Origin of the sequence: Pseudomonas amygdali (genome assembly GCF_002699855.1) — a bacterium.
GTDB lineage: Bacteria > Pseudomonadota > Gammaproteobacteria > Pseudomonadales > Pseudomonadaceae > Aquipseudomonas > Aquipseudomonas amygdali.
Map to the genome: position 1 here is coordinate 1 of NZ_LKBW01000003.1, position 19,796 is coordinate 19,796.

The window sequence follows — 19,796 nt, forward strand, 5'->3', positions numbered from 1 at the left end:
TTCGGTAGTTTTTTCATCGCTCCATCCTCTCAAAGGTTGGAGTCTCCGAGAAACCCGGGGCGGTTCACAGCCCTGAAACCCAGGGTGATCAGTGGTACGACAAATTCAACGAAGTACTCTCGAAGGTTGGCTGGCTTTCCACCCATTGGAACTATGCCCGCTATCGTGCTACCCAGCAGCGTTTCACCATGGACGAAGTCGGCCTTGAGATCCTTGGCTCGGCTGTTGCGGCTGCCGCTTTGCCTGGGCCTGCATCGCTGCTGATGCTCAAGGTCGCTGCGGATGCCATCGCTGCACTGAAAGCTAAAAAAGAGCCTCTGCGCCTGTTTGAAGGCCAGACAAAAACCCACCGCGGAGGCAGTTTCCGTATTGCCTCGTGCATCGAGTCCGATGACAAGACCGTGACTCTGTCCATGGGCGCGGTCAGCTTCCAGACCGACAGTGATGTCACCAATGTCCTGTTCTGGGAGTGGCAGGACACAAACGTTGAAACCTGGAAAGGCGAGGACAACCTGGTGCTCAACACGAGCCTGTATTCGCGCCATCGCGACCTGATCCAGCAAAAGCTGAGCGACAACGCCAAGAGCGCGATCGAAGAGATTTGAAATCTGATCGGGTTATTTGCGGAGGCACGGGTTGCCTCCGCTTTCGGGATAAAAAGGAATTTCTCCCATGAAGCAGGAATTGGATGCCGCAGTCGTCAATGCCGGCTGTTTGCTGTTTTTCCCCACGTCGCAGCAGGTCGCGCCGAAAAACGATGTGCTGGACTCGATGCTGTATGTGCAGTTGGCAGCATCGAAGCAGCACCCCAGGTTCGCCGAGTTCGGAAAATGGAATGAAACCCGCCTTGCTGCGGCTCTGCGTTTCGGCTGGGTGCTGAATGCCAGCGAACACGTCAGCGAGCCTTTGCCGGTAGATGCTGTCCGAACCGTATGGGGTTGCCTCGAGCGTGCCCTTGCACCGTCAGTGTCAGCGCAGACCCTGCAGGACGCAGAAACATTGATGCGTAAAGTGTGCAAGCAATCGGCTCATAACACGGCGCTTCAGTTGCTGCGTAGCCAGACGGTACAGAGCGGTTTGAATCATGCGGGAAAATTGCAGGTCGGCGTAGTCCTGCAACTGGGGTTCTTCGACGATCATCACAACCTGACGCTGGCGCAGCTTCAGTTCGCCACACGTCAGCCGTTGCCATCCGGTTTTCTTTTCGAAGTACTCGAACCGCAAAGTGTCTACGGCAACATCGCTGTGACCGTTTATAAAATGCAATTGATTGAACAGGTCTATTCGCAGTTTCGCGATGACATCGACAAGGCGTTGTCGAGCAGGCGTCCCGGCATGATCATGTCGCTTGGGGAAACGCCTTATGTCTGATCTGGATGAGACCCTGCTGGCAGGGGCCAATCTCCTGTCGTTCGCCCGTAACGTCGAGCCCGGTTTGCGTCAGGACGTACAGGACTGTCTGCATCACGCGAAACTTGTCGCCGATGACCAGCATTCCCCGCGCATGGCCTGGCGTTCATGGCTGGACGCTTACCAGCAAGCCATTCTTGCAACGGGTGGACGGCGCAGCGCGGTGATTAACGACGTGCGCTTGAGAATTCACAGTTTCAGGGACATTGGCAAATTGCAGCTTCCAATGGTCAATAACTCCGTCGAGCTTCGCCGGCTCTATCGCAGCTCACTCGACAGGCTGCTGAGCAGTAACCATGCGAAGACATTTTTCAGCAGCTGGTTTACGTCTGGACGTTCTGAAAGCTTTCAACTCATGCCTTGTGCAATGCACAGCGAAGACGAGGTGATGATCCTTTTGTGCAGCCTGCAGATGACCACCATTGCGTCGAGGCCAGCGCTTTATTTCTGGCAGATTCTTGGCGGAGAAATGCAAGTACATGCTGTTGGTACTGCGTTTCGGTTCAGTCGCAAGAGCTTCGAACCTTTTCGCCAGACTGTTCAGGACATGCTGGCTGATCGTGCTGCCGCTGAAATCATCAATTTATAACGACGGTCAAGTTCCCATGGAAGGGAGTTACTCAAATGAAAGCAGGCACAGGCAATGCGGCGTATCTGGGCGATATCCCCAGTATGGTGACGTTTCTTCCGGGGCTTACAAGTGAGGAGCGCACGGACATTCAGGATGTACTTCTGGATGCGCAGTTGTTCGCAGGTAAGCAGTTTGATTTCAAGACGCAGTGGAGCAGTTGGATGCATTACTACCGCAGCCGGCTCAAGACACGTGGCATACAGCAAAAAGGCGTGGTTCTGGGCGACTCACTGGTCGTAAGCAATGTCGATGATTTGTTACAGGCGACCTTCAAGGTCAGCAGTCCAGCGGACCGCAAGCGCCTTGGCGGCATGGTGCAGCGCGCTGTCGCAGCATTGGGAGTGAATCAGGCGGCAGAGTCTTACTTTAAAAACGGCTTTGAACAAGGCCGTCTGGGCAGCTTCCAGGTAGTGCCCTGCGAGAAGTATGAACCTGATCGGGTACTGCTGTTGCTGTGCAGTCTGCATCTGAGCGTGGACGAGCACGCGGCAGGTAGCCGACGGCTGCTGTTTCACTTCAAGGGCGGCAGTTACACCTTTGACCGCAAGATTTACGCCGCACATCGTAATGATGTAACGCGGTATCTGGACGGCAGGGCGCAAGGGCTGGTGCGGGCTGCACGTATCTGAGTTGTATCAGGGCAGCAGATAGCCCCTTATACCGGTAAAGATGATTTGTGCCGCCAACGCACAGACGAACAACCCCATCAGGCGGCTGACAATTTGCAAACCCTGATCGCCCAGGATACGTTCGATACGGTTGGAGAGGTAAAGCACCACGCCAACCGTGAGGCTGGCCAGTGCAATACTCAGGATGGCAGTGAGTTTGTCATCCCAATGAGGCTGACTGACGCCCATGACCAGTAGCGCACCGATGGTGCCGGGGCCGACGGTAAGTGGAATGGTCAGCGGAACAATGGTCACATCCTGCTGGATATTATCGGTCTGGACGGCCGATTTGCCTTGGGCCATACCCAGCGCGGATATGAACAGCACGCTGCCAGCCCCAATCCTGAAGGCATCGACCGTGATTCCGAATACATCGAAAATCACTCTACCGAACAGATACAGCAAGATGCTGGAAATCAGTGTCGCCAGCGCTACCTTCCAGGCCAGACGCCGCTGTTCCTTGCGCGAGTGACCGCGGGTCAGGCTGATGAAGCAGGAAAGAACGAAAAACGGGCTGTAAAGCACCAGCATTTTCAGATAGACGCTGAACAACACGTGAAGCATGGCTTCGACTCACAGCAGCAGGTGGATGGCAGCGCCAGTCTATCAGGCCACTGTGTGCCTTTCCCGTTGCTGTCAGTTTCTTCGATAATGCTCACCGTCCGAAGGCAGTCCGCGAGCCTTGTCGCGATGTGCTACCCAGTGTTCGACCAGTTCGCGCAGTTGCGACAGCTCGATAGGTTTGGCCATGTGACCGTCCATACCTGCCTGGCGTGCACGATCCTTGTGTTCAGTGAGAATATGCGCAGTCAGTGCAACGACCGGTGTGCGCACCCGCTGATTGCCGACTTCCCAGGCACGCAATTGCTCGGTTGCCGAGAAACCGTCGAGTATCGGCATTTCACAGTCCATCAGTACCAGGTCATAACGCTGCGCCTTCATGGCACGCAGCGCTTCTTCGCCGTTGCTCGCCGTATCGGGATTCAGGTTGAGCTTGCCGAGCATGCCGCGGATCACTTTGGTCGAAATGCTGTTGTCTTCGGCTACCAGAATCCGGAAGTCGCCCGGTACGCTGACCGGCGTATTGATGACCGGGCCAGGCTTTTGTGCAGCAACGCCCTTGTTCAACTGGGTCAGTTCATCTGCCAGCGTCGTCTTGAGCGTGTAGCCCGCCACCGGTTTGGCCAGAATGCGCTTGATACCGGAGTTGCGAGCAATGATCTTGCTTGGGGCATTGCTGATACCGGTAAGCATGATCAACAGAATGTCATGATTCAGACTTGGGTCTTCCTTGATCTTGGCGGCCAGTTGCATGCCGGTCATGCCGGGCATGTTCTGGTCGAGCAGGACCACATCGAAATAGTCGCGCAGATGCGCCTTGGTCCGCAGCAAGGCCAGTGCCTCCTTGCCAGACGCCACTGCACTGACATTCAGGCCCCAGGCGCTGCATTGCTGGACCAGCACCTTGCGGCAGGTATCGTTGTCGTCAACCACCAGCACTCTGGCATCTTTCAGCGGGCTGTCCAGATCGATGGTCGGCTGCTCCAGCAGCTTTGCGTCCAGCGGCAGGTTCAGCCATAACGTGTTGCCCTGGGTGCCGCTGTTCTGAATACCGAATTCACCGTCCATCAGGATGATCAACTGGCGGGCGATGACCAGCCCCAGGTGACCACCGAGCCTGCTGCTGGCCAGGAAGTTCCGGCTGTGCAGTTCGGCGTGCAGCAACTCTTCACGTTCTTCGTCGGAAAGCGATTCACCGCTGTCCTGCACCGAAATACGCAAACGCGTCTTTCCGTTTTTCGAAGACTCAAGGGCGACGGCCAGAAGAATTTCACCTTCGTCAGTCTTCTTCAGGGCATTTTCCAGAAGGCTCAACAGCGTCTGGCGCAGGCGAGTCGGGTCACCATTGATAACCCGTGGCACCTGGGGCTGGATCTGGCTGATCAGCTCGACCTGCTGCTGCTCGGCCTTGGCGCGGAAGATGTTCAGGCAGTCCTCGACCAGCGCGCCGATGTCGAACTGCACATCGTCCAGTTCTATCTGCCCTGACTCGAGCTTGGTGATGTCCAGAATCTCGTTGATCAGCGTCAGCAGTTCGTTACCGGCACTGTGAATGGTCTGCACATAGTCGCGCTGCTTGACTGACAGCGGCGTACCGAGCAGCAGTTCGGTCATGCCCAGCACGCCATTCATGGGGGTGCGAATCTCGTGACTGATCTTGGCCAGAAATTCGGCTTTGGCGTTGATTTCGGCGGTACTCGCAGCCTGATCACGGCTGAGGCTGAAACGGTCTTCGGTGATGCTGCGATGGCGTTCGCTAAGGGCCAGGCTCATCGACAGACCGCTGATGCAGAACACGCTGAGCAGCGCGAGTATCAGCCACTGTGGCGGCACCAGACTCAGCCACAGCAGGCCCGGCAGAACCACCATGTAACCAATGTTGAAAATGATCATCCCGAGGACAAACAGACGCGCCGAACGATAGCCTTTCTGCCAGTGCCACATCGACACCGCCAGAATGCTCAACGTCGTCAACGAGACCAGGCCGAAAGTCAGAATATTGATCGGCAGTCTGTCGTCCAGCAGTACCAGCACAGTACCGATGCCCATGAGCACGGCGTTGCCCAGCAATAGACGATCCAGTTTGCGGGCGTTGCGATGGACGAAGAAGCAGTAGGTGTAGATCAGGCCTGCGACAGCCGCCAGCAACAGCGCAATGTGCGCACTGGGAGTCTGTGCGATATTCCACGGGTCAATCGGTCGCAGCAGGTTAAGCAGCAACAGGGCACTGAGCCCGAGCAGTGCTTCACAGGCGGCGAGCCATAGATTGCTACGCGAACGTGTATGCCCGTAGCGCGTCAGGTTCTGCACAATGAGCATCGACAGCGCACCGAAAAGCAGCCCGAACAGGAACGGCTCGGTCTCGTCGGCGGCGCTTTTGATGGCCGGCTCCAGGGTAATGCTGGGGCGCATTTTCTGGGTGGAGACCAGCTTCAGGTAGATATCCAGCGTGTTCGAACTCTGCGGGATCGGCAGCAGGAAATCGTTCGAAGGCAGACGCTGATCTTCCTTGGGCACCTCGTTGCCGGTGCGCAGGTGATCAATCTGTTGATCGCCATCCATGACATACATGTCCGCGCTGGCGAGGTCCGGAGCGAAGATGCGCAGAAGCTGCTCGTGCTGGGTAGGCAGCATGCGGTAATGCAGCCATACCGCACTGTCACGTTCCGCTGCAGTGACTCGTTCCAGCTCGGTAGGACTGAATTGATTCTGATAGCGCGCCGAACGAATTTCATCCAGCGTCAGGTGAGCCTTTTCGTCGAGCAGCGTCGACCAACCTGCGCCATGCTCGGCCTGTGCCGAAAGCATGAACAGCAGGGTCAGCAGTCCAGCGATTGAGGCTATGGCAATCCTGAGCCAGCGCACAATGAAATCCCTTCGTGAGTGAATGCCTGGTAAAACCGCGAATGCCGGTTCAATCGGCCTGCCTCTGATTGAAGAGGCAGGCCTGATCGATTATTCCAGCGCTTCGCCACGCTCTCGGGCAATGGCACGGTAGCCAATGTCCTTGCGATAGAAACATCCTTGCCAATCAACCTTGGCAGCCAACGCATAGGCATTTTGCTGCGCATTGCCAACACTGTCACCCAGTGCCGTAGCACACAGTACACGACCGCCGCTGGTCACGACACGATCATCCTGCAAGGCAGTTCCTGCGTGGAATATCTTGCCTTCCAACTGTGCAGCAGTTTCCAGGCCTTCGATAACTGCGCCTTTGGCGTAATCGCCGGGGTAGCCACCAGCGGCCAGGACGATCCCCAGGCTTGGACGGGGGTCCCACTGTGCTTCGATCTTGTCCAGCGCCTGCGCCAGCGCTGCTTCAACCAGCAGTACCAGACTTGATTGCAGGCGCAGCATGACCGGCTGGGTTTCCGGGTCGCCGAAGCGGCAATTGAATTCGATGACCTTTGGGTTGCCAGCTTTGTCGATCATCAGACCAGCATAGAGGAATCCGGTGTAAACATTGCCTTCATCAGCCATCCCCCTGACGGTCGGCCAGATAACCAGATCCATGACACGTTGATGAACTTCGGCGGTGACCACCGGGGCAGGGGAGTAGGCCCCCATGCCACCGGTGTTCGGGCCGGTGTCGCCGTCGCCGACGCGCTTGTGATCCTGGCTGGTGGCCATGGGCAGCACATTCTTGCCGTCGACCATGACAATGAAGCTGGCTTCTTCGCCATCGAGAAACTCTTCGATAACGACGCGGGAACCGGCTTCGCCAAAGGCGTTGCCAGCGAGCATGTCACGCACGGCATCTTCGGCTTCTGCCAGGGTCATGGCGACGATCACGCCCTTGCCTGCTGCAAGGCCGTCGGCCTTGATGACTATCGGAGCGCCTTTTTCACGCAGATAGGCCAGGGCAGGCTCGATCTCGGTGAAGTTCTGATAGTCGGCAGTAGGGATCTTGTGGCGCGCCAGGAAGTCCTTGGTAAATGCCTTGGAACCCTCAAGCTGCGCAGCGCCGGCGGTCGGACCGAAGCAGTCCAGACCACGGCTGCGGAACAGATCGACAACGCCTGCAACCAGCGGCACTTCAGGACCGACGATGGTCAGTGAAACGTTCTTTTCAGCGAAATCCGCCAGTTGCTCAAGTGCCAGAACGTCGATAGCCACGTTCTCGCATTTGGCTTCGATGGCCGTGCCCGCGTTGCCGGGTGCGACGAACACCTTCTGCACACGTGGGTCCTGAGCGACTTTCCATGCCAGGGCGTGTTCACGACCGCCGCTGCCAATGATCAAAACATTCATTTCAAAAACCTCGATGACGCTGATTCTGGAGTACGCGGTGTGCCTGAGGCGACCCACCGCCGTACGAGACCGCACTGGCGCAGCAGACGCCTGCGCCAGTGCGGCCGTTTTTCTGATTAGTGCCTGAAATGGCGCATGCCGGTGAAGACCATCGCGATGCCTGCTTCATCTGCTGCTGCAATCACTTCGTTGTCACGCATCGAGCCGCCGGGCTGGATGACGGCAGTGATGCCGACCTTGGCCGCGTTGTCGATACCGTCACGGAACGGGAAGAACGCATCGGAGGCCATGACTGCACCCTGTACCTGCAGCCCTGCATGTTCGGCCTTGATGGCGGCGATGCGTGCCGAGTTCACGCGGCTCATCTGGCCTGCGCCGACGCCGACGGTCTGGCGGTTGCGGGCGTAGACGATGGCGTTGGACTTGACGTACTTGGCGACTTTCCAGGCAAAGATCAGGTCGTGCATTTCGTGTTCGGTAGGGGCACGCTGGGTGACGACCTTGAGGTCCGCCTGAGTGATCATGCCGATATCGCGGCTCTGTACCAGCAAGCCGCCATTGACGCGTTTGTAGTCCCAGGCAGGCAGACGCTCGCTCCACTGGCCGCTGGTCAGCAGGCGCACATTGGCTTTGCTGGCCACGATGGCACGCGCTTCGGCGCTGACGCTTGGCGCGATGATCACTTCGACGAACTGGCGCTCGACGATGGCCTTGGCCGTTGCTGCGTCCAGCTCGCGGTTGAAGGCGATGATGCCGCCAAATGCCGATTCGGAGTCGGTGGCATAGGCCAGCTCGTACGCCTGACGAATGCCGCCCTCATCATCCGGGCAGACCGCGACACCGCACGGGTTGGCGTGTTTGACGATCACGCAGGCCGGTTTGACGAAGCTCTTGACGCATTCCAGCGCGGCGTCGGTATCGGCGACGTTGTTGAACGACAGTTCCTTGCCTTGCAGCTGGGTGGCCGTGGCAATGCCGACCTCGGCAGGTTTGGCTTCAACGTAAAACGCCGCGCTCTGGTGCGGGTTCTCGCCGTAGCGCATTTCCTGGGCCTTGACGAACTGGGTGTTGAAGGTGCGCGGGAACTGACTGCGGCCTTCGGTGCTCAGGGTTTCGGCAGTCTGGTCGACGCCGCCCAGGTAGTTGGCGATCATGCCGTCGTAGGCGGCGGTGTGCTCGAACGCCTTGAGCATCAGGTCGAAGCGCTGTGCATAGGTCAGGCCGCCAGCCTTGAGGCTTTCCAATACCTGACCGTAGTCACTGGCGTTGACCACGATTGCGACATCTTTATGGTTCTTCGCAGCGGAACGGACCATGGTCGGGCCGCCGATATCGATGTTTTCGATGGCGGTCGGCAGGTCGCAGCCCGGCTTGGATACAGCGGCTTCAAACGGATACAGGTTGACTGCAACCAGATCGATCGGCTTGATGCCGTGCTCGGTCATGATGGCGTCGTCGATGCCGCGACGACCCAGAATGCCGCCGTGGATCATGGGGTGCAGAGTCTTGACCCGGCCATCCATCATTTCAGCGAAGCCGGTGTAGTCAGCCACTTCGACTGCCGCGACGCCGTTGTCCTTGAGCAGTTTGAACGTACCGCCAGTGGAAAGAATCTCGACGCCCAGTGCTTCAAGCTCGCGGGCAAACTCAAGGATTCCTGTCTTGTCGGATACGCTGATCAGGGCGCGACGGATAGGCAGGCGGGTAGTCTGGTCGGTCATCTCGATTTCCATCAAAAGCAAAAGAAGTCAGCAAAAAAAAGCGACCGCGGTGCAAGGTCGCCTTTTCTGTTTTGAATGCTTTAAAGCAGATCGTACTGTTTGAGTTTCTTGCGCAGCGTGCCGCGGTTCAGTCCCAGCAGCTCGGAAGCCTTCGTCTGGTTGCCCTTGACGTAGTTCATCACGCTTTCCAGAAGCGGAGCCTCGACTTCCGACAACACCAGGTTGTAGACGTCAGTGACGGATGCGCCTTCGAGGTGGGCGAAATAATTGTGCAGCGCCTTCTCGACACTTCCGCGCAGGGTCTGACCCTCTTCGCTCGGCGTGTTGAGGTGCTGTTTCAAATTGACGTTGTCGCTCACGGGTGTTGTTCCACTCACTAAAGTCTCGGTCATCATCGTCATGCGGCCACCTCTTTATCATTCTCGTTATCCGGGCCCTTGCAGCCTTGGCTGAAGAACTCCCGGACGTTGGCGCACTGTGCTTCCGTATCTTCCAAACGATTGAAGTGGGCGCGAAACTCTCTGGCGCCCGGCAGGGTTGCGAGATACCAACTGACGTGTTTGCGTGCAATACGCACGCCCATCACATCTCCATAGAAAACGTGGAGCGCTGCCAGATGCTCAAGCAGAATACGTTCCACTTCACTCGACTGCGGAGCCGGGAGTTTTTCTCCGGTACGCAGGAAGTATTCTATCTCGCGAAAAATCCAGGGACGCCCTTGGGCGGCCCTGCCAATCAGTAACCCGTCTGCGCCGGTGGCCTGTAGCACGCGCCGGGCTTTTTCGGGTGAATCGATGTCGCCGTTGGCAAACACCGGTATCGACACTGCCTGTTTGATCATGGCAATGGTGTCGTACTCGGCTTCGCCGGTGTAAAGGTCGGCACGGGTTCGCCCGTGTACCGCCAGTGCCTGAATACCGGCCTGCTCGGCGATTTTCGCCACTGTCAGGCCGTTCCGGTTGTCGCGATCCCATCCGGTGCGGATCTTCAGCGTAACCGGCACATCGACCGCAGCCACGACGGCTTGCAGGATGTCGTTCACCAGTTGCTCGTCTTTCAACAGCGCCGAACCTGCTGCCTTGTTACAGACCTTCTTGGCCGGGCAACCCATGTTGATGTCGATGATCTGGGCACCCAGTTCGACATTGTCACGTGCTGCGTCTGCCAGCATCTGCGGATCACCGCCGGCGATCTGTACCGAGCGCGGCTCGGGATCACCTTCGTGGATCATGCGCAGACGCGATTTGCGGCTGTTCCACAGGCTCATGTCACTGGTGACCATCTCCGAAACCACCAGGCCGGCACCGAGTTGTCGGCACAGCTGACGGAAAGGCTGGTCGGTGACGCCCGCCATCGGGGCGAGGACCAAGCCGTTTTGCACTGTATATGGGCCGATGCGTACTGCCGACATAGCCTTACCTGTTGTGGAGGCCAAATCATCCGCAGGCCGTGTAAAAAACCGTTTCACCCGGTCTGCAACGGCCCGTCCCGCCAGCCGCTTGCGCCACCGTCAGATCGAACCGAGAGTTTGAAAAAGGGTTGGCATGATACCCGCTCTCGATGACTGGATAAAGGCTGAATTGGATAAAATCTGAACAGCTGGTTGTAGCGCTTGCAGAGAACGATTACACGGCATCTGGCGCTGTAAATTCTGCGATCATGCAGCGTTCCCTGGCCTAACGAGCCTGCATTGGATCAAGTAAAGCCGACGTTATGGCAGTAGGCCTGTCATTCCGGCGAACGGAAGTTCAGGCTGTAATTCACGGCCTTGGCGCCTGGATCAAGGATATCCAGCGCGATATGGATCGGCGTTTGCGGTGGCATCTCTTCCTTGCCGGCCATTTCGCCGCTCAGGTATTCACCGGGCTTGAACCGACGACTGGCAATCAACTGACCGCCGGTATCGGAAAAACGCAGCTCCAGCAGCGGGAACGGCTGGGAAAACGAGGCACGGTTGTAGATGATCGCGTCTACCACCAGAGCCCCCTGAAACTCAGGATGGCTGCGTACCACCAGGTTGCTGCTCTTGAGCTGGGATATGTCCACCTTGGTCGGCACCTTGCAGCCAATTTGCGGGCAAATCTGCTGGAACCACGGGCGATACTGATCCTGGCGCGCCAGTTGATCGAAATGGTACCAGACGTATTGACCTACCAGACCCGCCAAAGCCAGTACGATCAACAGGCCCCACGCAAAGCGTCGGCCCCAGCGCGGTTTGGGCGGCTGCCAGTCCAGTTGCAAAGGGTCGTCAGTCAGGTCAAGCAGTGCCTGCTCGCGCACTGCAGGTTCGTTACGGCTGCGTCTGCCACGTGGTTCAGGTTCTGGTTCGTCGTCGTCATGATCTTCGTCGTCATCCACGGCTGACCAGCGTTGCACTTTTTCGGCAGGCAGGGCCTTGCGCGGTGTGGTAACAAGCACGACGGGTTCGTCATCGTCCAGGTGCTTGTCCAGTGACAGCGAGGGCTCGGTCCTTTTGTCGTCGGGCAAAGCCTCCGGGTCTTCGGGCGGATCCGGGGCGGGGATGACCTCGGCGTGCAGCTCGGGCAGACGTTCGACATCGTCGTTGTGCAGCGTGCCGACCCAGGCAGCCTCGTCGGTCTGGCGATTGTCACGCTTCGCCGTCAGGTTCTCATCGTCAGTGCCGTTGTCGCTGGCCGGGCGGGCGAAGGTGTCGGGTCGTCGGGTCTCGCGCTGTTCGAGGCGAGCCAGTTCTTCGTCCAGGTTCAGATTGTCCAGATCCAGCTCGCTGACCTGCCAGGGGTCATCGTCTTCATGGGCCTTTTCCGGTTCAGGCTTCAATTCGGGTTCAGGCGTCGACGCAGGCTCTGGTTGGGGCGGCGCTATGACCACCGGTGCGGCGCTCAGGGCCTCCTTTTCGGAGTCGACTATGGCGCGCTGCTCCAGCAACTGCCGGGCTGCGTTGAAAACCTGCAGGCAGGCGCCACATCGCACCACGCCGCGGGCCACGCTCAGTTGAGCGTGGCTGACTCTGAAACTGGTCTGGCAGTGCGGGCACTGGGTGACAAAACTGTCGGTCATGCGGCTGTCCGGTTGAAGCGGCGGTTAACGGCGGCGTCCCGTGATGCGTACCCAGCCATCTCGGTTTGCGATCGGGTCCAGATCAAAGCTGTCAGCATAGGCCGCAGCGACTTCCTCACCCTGTTCGGCCAGGATGCCTGACAGCGCCAGGCGACCGCCGGTCCTGACCAGCGATGCCAGTTGCGGTGCCAGGGAAACCAGCGGGCCAGCCAGAATGTTGGCGACCAGCACATCGGCTTGCTGATGTGGCAAGTCCTCGGGCAGGTACAGCGGGAAGCGCTCGGCAGCGATGTTATTGCGTCCGGCATTGTCACGAGAGGCTTCCAGTGCCTGCACGTCGATGTCAGTGCCCACGGCCTGTTCGGCACCCAGCAGCAGAGCGGCGATGGCCAGAATGCCCGAGCCGCAACCGAAATCCAGCACGTTGCAGCCTTTGAGGTCCTGGCCGTCCAGCCATTCAAGGCACAGTGCGGTGGTCGGATGGGTGCCGGTGCCGAATGCCAGGCCAGGATCAAGCAGCAGGTTCACGGCATCCGGTTGCGGTGCAGCATGCCAGCTTGGCACGATCCACAGGCGCTTGCCGAAACACATTGGCTGGAAGTTATCCATCCAGCTGCGCTCCCAGTCCTGATCTTCGATGACTTCGGCGCTGTGCTCGGGCAGTTCTTCGCCGGTCAGCAGGCTCAGGTGTGCCAAGGCCATTTCGGCATTGGTGTCGGCTTCGAACAGCGCCAGCAAATGGGTGTGTGTCCATAGCGGCGTGGTGTTGAGTTCAGGCTCGAAAATCGGCTGGTCTTCGGCGTCCATGAATGTCACGGACACGGCGCCGACTTCAAGAAGGGCGTCTTCGTAGGTTTCGGCTTGTTCTGGGCTGATGGCGAGACGGACTTGCAGCCAAGGCATGGCGGATTACCTTCGATTCGGAAATTAAGTGCGGCTTGCACGGCCGACACGGCCGCAGGAAGCGGGCAAGTTTACTGCTATGCGCTGCAAACAACAAAGCCGCATCGCTGCGGCTTTGTCGTTCTGAAACACACTGGCTTATTGATTGGCCAGTTTGTGCTCCAGGTAGTGGATGTTGACTCCGCCTTCGCAGAAGCCTTCATCACGGGTCAGATCACGGTGCAGCGGGATATTGGTCTTGATTCCGTCGACCACGATTTCGTCCAGGGCATTGCGCATGCGTGCCATGGCTTCTTCGCGGGTCGCGCCCCAGGTGATCACTTTGCCGATCAGCGAGTCGTAGTTGGACGGAACCTTGTAGCCGCTGTACAGGTGCGAATCGACCCGCACACCGTTGCCGCCCGGTGCGTGGAAGTGCTTGACCAGACCTGGGCTTGGAACGAAGGTTTTCGGGTCTTCGGCGTTGATCCGGCATTCCAGCGCATGCCCTTTGATGACCACGTCATCCTGGGTGTACGACAGTTTGTTGCCGGCGGCGATGCTGAGCATCTCCTTGACGATGTCGATACCGGTGACCATTTCGGATACCGGGTGCTCCACCTGAACACGGGTGTTCATCTCGATGAAGTAGAAACGACCGTTCTCGTACAGGAACTCGAAAGTACCCGCGCCGCGATAGCCGATATCGATACACGCCTTGACGCAGGCAGCCAGAACATCCGCACGCGCCTGTTCGTCGATGAACGGTGCCGGTGCTTCTTCCAGAACCTTCTGGTGACGGCGCTGCAGCGAGCAGTCGCGGTCGCCCAGATGAATCGCCTGGCCCTGGCCGTCGGAAATGACCTGGACTTCCACGTGACGCGGGTTAGTCAGGTATTTTTCCAGGTAGACCATCGGGTTGCTGAACCAGGCCGCAGCTTCGGCGCGGGTCTGGGAGGCGGCTTCGATCAGGTCTTCTTCGCGATGAACCACACGCATGCCGCGACCACCACCGCCACCGGCGGCCTTGATGATCACCGGGTAACCCACTTCACGACCAATGCGCAGAGCGGTTGCTTCGTCTTCCGGCAGCGGGCCGTCGGAGCCCGGAACGGTTGGCACGTTGGCCAGCTTCATGGCGTCCTTGGCAGAAACCTTGTCGCCCATCAGGCGGATGGTGTCTGCTTTCGGGCCGATGAAGGCAAAACCCGATTTTTCGACCTGTTCGGCGAAATCGGCGTTTTCAGCGAGGAAGCCGTAGCCAGGGTGGATCGCCGTGGCACCGGTCACTTCGGCAGCCGAGATGATCGCCGGAATGTTCAGGTAGGACAGATTGGCCGGTGCCGGACCAATGCAGACGGTTTCGTCTGCCAGGCCCAGGTGCATCAACTCGCGATCTGCCGTGGAGTGTACAGCGACGGTCTTGATGCCCAGTTCTTTACAGGCACGCAAGATGCGCAAGGCAATTTCGCCGCGGTTGGCGATTAGAACTTTTTCCAACATCGCAGGCTCTCCCCGGGTCAAACGATTGTGAACAGCGGCTGGTCAAACTCAACCGGCTGACCGTTTTCTACCAGGATGGATTCGATCACGCCGCTGGCTTCTGCCTGGATGTGGTTCATCATTTTCATCGCTTCAACGATGCAGATGGTGTCGCCTTTCTTGACGGTCTGACCCACTTCGACGAATGCAGGCGAAGTAGGTGCCGGGGTGCGGTAGAACGTACCGACCATTGGCGACTTGACCACAAAGCCGTTCAGTTTCGGAGCCGATGGTGCTTCTGCTGCGGCCGGAGCGGCTGCTGGAGCCGGTGCGGCGACAGGCGCAGCAACCGGGGCTGGCGCGTAGTAAGGCTGCGCTGGAGTCTTGCTGTGACGGCTGATCCGTACGGATTCTTCGCCTTCACGAATTTCCAGCTCGTCGATGCCGGACTCTTCCAGCAATTCGATCAGCTTCTTGACTTTGCGAATATCCATTAATCAACTCCCAAGGTTCTGTAAGGGCAATTTGTCGGCCGTTTCAAGCGATGTGGTCAGCGTCAGGCTGGACTCGTCATGGCTTGGCACTGGCGGCCAGTTGTTCCAGGGCGGCTTCCAGGGCCAGGCGGTATCCGCTGGCTCCCAGGCCGCAGATCACTCCTACAGCGACATCTGAAAAGTAGGAGTGATGGCGGAAAGGTTCGCGTTTGTGCACGTTTGATAAATGCACTTCGATGAATGGGATGCTCACTCCCATCAGCGCGTCACGTATTGCAACGCTTGTGTGCGTAAAAGCAGCCGGATTGATCAAAATAAAGTCCACACCCTCACCGCGCGCGGCGTGAATACGGTCGATCAGTTCATACTCGGCATTGCTTTGCAGATACATCAGGTGGTGACCGGCATCGCGCGCGCGTTGCTCCAGGTCCTGATTGATCTGGGGCAGGGTGATGGTGCCGTAGACCCCGGGTTCCCGAGTGCCCAGCAGGTTCAGGTTGGGCCCGTGAAGGACCAGGATAGTCGCCATTGCGTGTTCCTTTTATTGTCTGCGAGCGGTTTACGCCCGGCGACTATGCCGGAAGGGCAGTGGACTGTCCAGTTAACAACAGTAGCCAGCACGATGAGCGATATTCGCGCAAAGTTTGTGACTCACCGTTTAGTTTTGGTCATTTGCCCTGTTCAAGCGTTCAATCAGGCCTGCGGCGTCGATTTCGCCGACGACTCGCACATTTTGCAGCTCTTCGCCGTTTTTAGCGAAAAACAGCAGCGCGGGAGGACCGAACAGCTTGTAGCGGTCGAGCAGGGCGCGTTGCTCTGCATTGCTGTCTGTCATGTCGAAGCGAACCAGGCTGTAACCCGATAATCCGGCAACGACCCCAGGATCGGGCAGAACTTCGTGCTCGATGACCTTGCAACTGATGCACCAGTCAGCGTACCAGTCGAGCAACAGCGGTTTGCCTGCGTTTCGCGCTTCCTGCATCACGCGGTCCAGTTCGGCTGAGGTGGTGATGTTTTGCCACTGGTTCGAGCTTGATGTGACTGTTGGGTTGTTTGCCGTGGCGTATTCGCGCCCCAGCGGACGCAGCGGGTCGGTTTGTCCGGACAGCGCGCCATACCAGCTGGCCAGCGCATAAACCAACAGCGCCAGACCGAGCAGTTGAGCGAGCTTTTGCCGAGTGGTCTTTTCAGTGAACTCCAGTGCGCCGAGAAACAGCGCAACACCCGCAGACAGCAGGCCGACCAGCAACAAGGTGATCTGGCCCGGCAAAACGCGGCTCAGCAAACCGATGGCCAGCGCCAGCAGCAGTACACCGATTGCATTTTTCACCGTGACCAGCCAAGGCCCGCTTTTCGGCAGCCATGCAGCACCACCGGTGGCTATCAACAGCAATGGCGCGCCCATGCCCAGGCCCAGCGCAAATAGTTTCAGCCCGCCACCAACGGCGTCGCCGCTGGCGCTGATATACAGCAGCGCACCGGCCAGAGGGGCGGAAACACAGGGGGAGACCAGCAGGCTGGAAACCACGCCCAGCACGGCTGCGCCCCATAGTGATCCGCCTTCGGTCTTGCCGGCGATACGGTCCAGACGAGAACTGATCGACTGCGGCAGACGCAGTTCGAAAGCGCCAAACATGGCGATGGCAAAGATCACGAAAAACGCTGAAAACGGCACCAGAACCCAGGCCGATTGCAGGCGTGCCTGCAGGTTCAGGCTCGCGCCAAACATACCCATCAGCGCGCCAAGCAAGGCAAAACAAGCCGCCATCGGCAGTACGTAAGCCAGTGACAGGCTCAGGCCGCGCAGGCCGCCAACCTTGCCGCGCAGCACCACGCCGGACAGAATCGGCAGCATCGGCAGTACACAGGGGGTAAAGGTCAGACCTACGCCTGCGAGGAAAAACAGCGCCAGTTCTTTCCAGCTCCAGGCGGCTGAGGTGGCTGAGGTGGCTGCTGTAGTGGCGGATGCCGAGACGGCAGGGCTGGTGGCCACATCGCCAATGTTCAAACGCTCGGTTTCAGGCGGGTAGCACAGGCCCTTGTCGGCGCAGCCCTGATAGGTGACAGCGAGCGTGAAGGGGCATTGTTCACCGGGTTTGCGTGGCAGGTCGATGTCGAGAATGCCGTGATAGACCTCGACATCGCCAAAGTATTCGTCGTGTTTCTGTTCGCCCTTGGGCAGTTGTGCTTCACCCAGGCCTATATCAGCAGGCTCGGTGCGAAACTGGAAACGATGGCGATACAGATAATAGCCATCGGTGGCGACCAGCCTTAGCTTGATCGATTCTGGCGTGGTTTCGATCAGGCTCAACTGAAAAGCCTGCCGCACGGGTAGGAAGTCCTTGCTGTTATCCAGCGAGCCGCCGCCCAGGGTTGACGATGGGCGGCTGTCCAGTAGACCGGCACCGAAGGCGGGCAGGGCCAGGATCAATAACATCAGGTATAACAAACGGCGCATGGCAGTCTCGAATCTCGAAAGTCCGCGCATGATAGCGGAGTGTTTCGCGGCCTGCTGACAGGAGGTTTGTAAGGTGCAGTGTCATTCAGGTGACAGAACCACCCCGCGAGGCTACTTGCTACCCGCTGAAAACTTGCCGCCAGCCTCCTGTTCGTAGTACTCGGGGATTTTGTACTTATAGGTTTCCAGCCAGCGTTGCAGGCTCAGGTCACGCTCGGCGGCGGTATTGATTTGTAGCGTCGGCGATGCAGCCTTGCCGCTGGCTTGCAGTTGCAGCCAGGTTTCAGTCTGTTTCTGCGCGTAAGGTGATTGCTCGTCGCTCGCAGCCCAGGCGCTGCTGACGATAAAAAGGATGAAAATGCTGCCGACGAGTGCGCCTTTCATGGTTGTGCTCGTGTTGTACTGGCGGACGCGAGTGGCGTGGCGCGGGTTTTTCCGATTTTTTCGGCACGCGCCTGAGCCTCGGTGATCTGCTCGGGCGTCAGTCCGGCTCGAGAGGCCAGTTCGGCTGCTTGCTTCCATTTGTTCTGGTAGATCAGCAAGGTGGCCAGATTGATTGCCGCCAGCGGATCGGACTGTTTGAGCTCCATGGCGGTGAGGAACTGGAAGCGCGCCTGTTCCAGTTTCAACTGATTGAGATAGACAACGCCCAGGTCGTTGCGGATTTTTTCGTCAGTCGGTTGCAGTTTGCTGGCCATGAGCAGATGTTGCTGAGCCAGCGCATTGTCGCCACGCGCCGCAGCCAGTTGTCCCAGCCCATGCTCACCCTCGGCTGCCCGACAGGTGCCCAGCAGGCTGCGATACAGCGGCTCGGCTTCGTTGCTGCCCAACAGCCGCAATACCCGTGCCTTGCGCAGGCGAACCTCGCCCAGGCTGTCCGGCAGGCTTTCCAGATTGGCGAGGCTGGCATGCAAGCGTCCCTCATCTGCCATGCTCTGAGCCAGATTCAGGGAGAACTCCTGATCCGATGTCAGTTTGGGGCATTGGCCGGACTGAGCCGTGGCTTGTGTCCAGAGCGCGCTGCCATCACTGGTACATCCGTTCAGCAACAGCAGCCCGAGTAGTGCGATCACTGGTTTCATTGCAATGCGTCCTTTCGTGCACGGGTAACACTGGATTCAACTGCCCAGTGCGCGACTTATGGCGATAAATCCAGGGCCCGCCAACACGATCAGCAGGGCTGGAAACAGAAACACCATCATGACCACCGACATCTTTGCCGACAGTTTGGAAATATATTCCTGCAGGCGGGTCAGGCGTCGGTCGTCAATCAGTTGCTTGAGCGTGAGCAGAGACTTCAATGCGCCGCCGCCCTGATGAATCAACTGATTGAGGATCACACATGTGTCACTCAATTCGTCGACGGCCAGCAAGGCCGCGGTTTTTCGCAGTTCTTCGCCCAGTTCCAGGCCGGAGTCGACCCGCACCAGCACCACACGAATTTCCTCGGAGAGCACCGGCAGCAAGTCTTTACCTTCAAGACTCAGCACGCGTAGCGCCTGCTCGACGGCCATGCCGGACTCGAACAGGATGCGCAGCAACGGGATAAACGTAGAAATTTCCACCACCACCTGTTTCTGGCGGCGCTGAGCGACGGCCGCGAGAATTCGTTTGGGCAGCAGATAACCGATTCCCAAGGCAAATACCGGCGCTATGAGCGGCTGCTCGACGCCTTTGAAAAGCAGCAGTTGGGCCACAATGACCACGACCATCAGGCCGACCGGAACGCCGACCTGGCATGCGGCAAACAATGAGCGTTTGCTGGCGCGCCGCCAGCCGATTCGATTGAGCAACATCTGGGTTTCCGAGTCCAGGCTGATGCTGCGCTGGCCAATGCTGGTATCGCCGAGCAACCGCAACAGGCTGCCGATGCGGCTTTCGCGAATCACCTGGCCCCTCAAAAGTCTTGCCACCAAGCGTTCGTTACGGCGTTGCCGAGCCATGCCGGACAGCAGCAGAAATGCGGCAGCGGCGAGCATCACGGCAGCGAGTAACAGTTCCATCTAAATGCTCCTCAACATGCGCCACAGCACCACACACCCTGTTGCCTGCAGGACGAAGGCCATGCTCAACATGATCTTCCCGCTGTCATCGTTCCACATATGCAACAGATAGCTGGGGTTCACGGTCAGAAAGTAGCCGGCCATGCCGACTGGCAGCAGCGCCAGCACTAGGTTTTGTACGAAAAGTCGGCTGGGG

The 19,796-nt window shown here is 58.4% G+C and carries 19 protein-coding genes and 1 pseudogene; 4 read left to right on the forward strand and 16 right to left on the reverse strand.

Going from position 1 to position 19,796, the window contains the following annotated elements; translation table 11 throughout:
* Positions 1-74 precede the first annotated feature (74 nt).
* The 4 genes and pseudogenes from AO277_RS00920 to AO277_RS00935 all read left to right on the forward strand — a co-directional run.
* Positions 75-605, forward strand: a pseudogene (locus AO277_RS00920) (hypothetical protein); the annotation flags it as partial.
* Positions 606-672: 67 nt separating this feature from the next.
* Complete coding sequence (locus AO277_RS00925; RefSeq protein WP_044319317.1) at positions 673-1,371, forward strand: hypothetical protein; 699 nt, start codon at positions 673-675, stop codon at positions 1,369-1,371.
* Positions 1,364-1,999 carry a hypothetical protein gene (locus tag AO277_RS00930; RefSeq protein WP_044319318.1) on the forward strand — a complete coding sequence of 212 codons (636 nt, stop codon included), beginning with the start codon at positions 1,364-1,366 and terminating at the stop codon, positions 1,997-1,999. The genes AO277_RS00925 and AO277_RS00930 overlap by 8 nt, the downstream gene beginning before the upstream one ends.
* A gap of 35 nt (positions 2,000-2,034) precedes the next feature.
* Complete coding sequence (locus AO277_RS00935) at positions 2,035-2,670, forward strand: hypothetical protein (RefSeq protein WP_004655741.1); 636 nt, start codon at positions 2,035-2,037, stop codon at positions 2,668-2,670.
* Between the two features lie 6 nt (positions 2,671-2,676).
* Here AO277_RS00935 and tspR read toward each other — a convergent pair whose 3' ends face one another.
* The 16 genes from tspR to AO277_RS01015 all read right to left on the reverse strand — a co-directional run.
* Positions 2,677-3,273: a type III secretion system genes modulator TspR gene (gene tspR, locus AO277_RS00940; protein WP_004655739.1), complete on the reverse strand. Its 597-nt coding sequence runs from the start codon at positions 3,271-3,273 to the stop codon at positions 2,677-2,679.
* Between the two features lie 72 nt (positions 3,274-3,345).
* On the reverse strand, positions 3,346-6,135 hold the full coding sequence (gene retS, locus AO277_RS00945; RefSeq protein ID WP_044319319.1) for a hybrid sensor histidine kinase/response regulator RetS: 2,790 nt from the start codon (positions 6,133-6,135) through the stop codon (positions 3,346-3,348).
* 90 nt (positions 6,136-6,225) lie between these two features.
* The gene (gene purD, locus AO277_RS00950) at positions 6,226-7,521 is read right to left on the reverse strand and encodes a phosphoribosylamine--glycine ligase (protein ID WP_044319327.1); all 1,296 of its coding nucleotides are present in this window, start codon (positions 7,519-7,521) and stop codon (positions 6,226-6,228) included.
* 116 nt (positions 7,522-7,637) lie between these two features.
* Positions 7,638-9,242 (reverse strand): bifunctional phosphoribosylaminoimidazolecarboxamide formyltransferase/IMP cyclohydrolase, encoded by a 1,605-nt coding sequence (gene purH, locus AO277_RS00955; RefSeq protein WP_044319320.1) that lies wholly within the window; start codon positions 9,240-9,242, stop codon positions 7,638-7,640.
* A gap of 80 nt (positions 9,243-9,322) precedes the next feature.
* Positions 9,323-9,643 carry a DNA-binding transcriptional regulator Fis gene (gene fis, locus AO277_RS00960; protein ID WP_002555375.1) on the reverse strand — a complete coding sequence of 107 codons (321 nt, stop codon included), beginning with the start codon at positions 9,641-9,643 and terminating at the stop codon, positions 9,323-9,325.
* Positions 9,640-10,653 carry a tRNA dihydrouridine synthase DusB gene (gene dusB / locus AO277_RS00965; protein WP_044319321.1) on the reverse strand — a complete coding sequence of 338 codons (1,014 nt, stop codon included), beginning with the start codon at positions 10,651-10,653 and terminating at the stop codon, positions 9,640-9,642. The genes fis and dusB overlap by 4 nt, the downstream gene beginning before the upstream one ends.
* A gap of 317 nt (positions 10,654-10,970) precedes the next feature.
* Entirely contained in the window at positions 10,971-12,281 is a 1,311-nt protein-coding gene (locus AO277_RS00970) for a DUF3426 domain-containing protein (RefSeq protein ID WP_002555373.1), read from the reverse strand.
* Positions 12,282-12,305: 24 nt separating this feature from the next.
* Complete coding sequence (prmA, locus tag AO277_RS00975; protein WP_005746710.1) at positions 12,306-13,184, reverse strand: 50S ribosomal protein L11 methyltransferase; 879 nt, start codon at positions 13,182-13,184, stop codon at positions 12,306-12,308.
* Between the two features lie 138 nt (positions 13,185-13,322).
* Positions 13,323-14,666: an acetyl-CoA carboxylase biotin carboxylase subunit gene (accC, locus tag AO277_RS00980; protein WP_002555371.1), complete on the reverse strand. Its 1,344-nt coding sequence runs from the start codon at positions 14,664-14,666 to the stop codon at positions 13,323-13,325.
* Between the two features lie 17 nt (positions 14,667-14,683).
* Positions 14,684-15,139, reverse strand: coding sequence for an acetyl-CoA carboxylase biotin carboxyl carrier protein (accB, locus tag AO277_RS00985; RefSeq protein WP_002555370.1), 456 nt, complete (start codon positions 15,137-15,139; stop codon positions 14,684-14,686).
* Positions 15,140-15,215: 76 nt separating this feature from the next.
* On the reverse strand, positions 15,216-15,668 hold the full coding sequence (aroQ, locus tag AO277_RS00990; protein ID WP_002555369.1) for a type II 3-dehydroquinate dehydratase: 453 nt from the start codon (positions 15,666-15,668) through the stop codon (positions 15,216-15,218).
* Between the two features lie 129 nt (positions 15,669-15,797).
* Positions 15,798-17,597, reverse strand: a complete 1,800-nt coding sequence (locus tag AO277_RS00995) for a protein-disulfide reductase DsbD (RefSeq protein ID WP_257214182.1) — start codon at positions 17,595-17,597, stop codon at positions 15,798-15,800.
* Positions 17,598-17,708: 111 nt separating this feature from the next.
* Positions 17,709-17,981 carry a DUF3613 domain-containing protein gene (locus AO277_RS01000; RefSeq protein WP_044319323.1) on the reverse strand — a complete coding sequence of 91 codons (273 nt, stop codon included), beginning with the start codon at positions 17,979-17,981 and terminating at the stop codon, positions 17,709-17,711.
* Complete coding sequence (locus tag AO277_RS01005) at positions 17,978-18,679, reverse strand: tetratricopeptide repeat protein (RefSeq protein ID WP_044319324.1); 702 nt, start codon at positions 18,677-18,679, stop codon at positions 17,978-17,980. The genes AO277_RS01000 and AO277_RS01005 overlap by 4 nt, the downstream gene beginning before the upstream one ends.
* Positions 18,680-18,715: 36 nt before the next feature.
* Complete coding sequence (locus AO277_RS01010; RefSeq protein WP_044319325.1) at positions 18,716-19,600, reverse strand: type II secretion system F family protein; 885 nt, start codon at positions 19,598-19,600, stop codon at positions 18,716-18,718.
* Positions 19,601-19,796: type II secretion system F family protein (locus AO277_RS01015; protein WP_371411861.1), on the reverse strand; the 196-nt coding region annotated here is incomplete at its 5' end.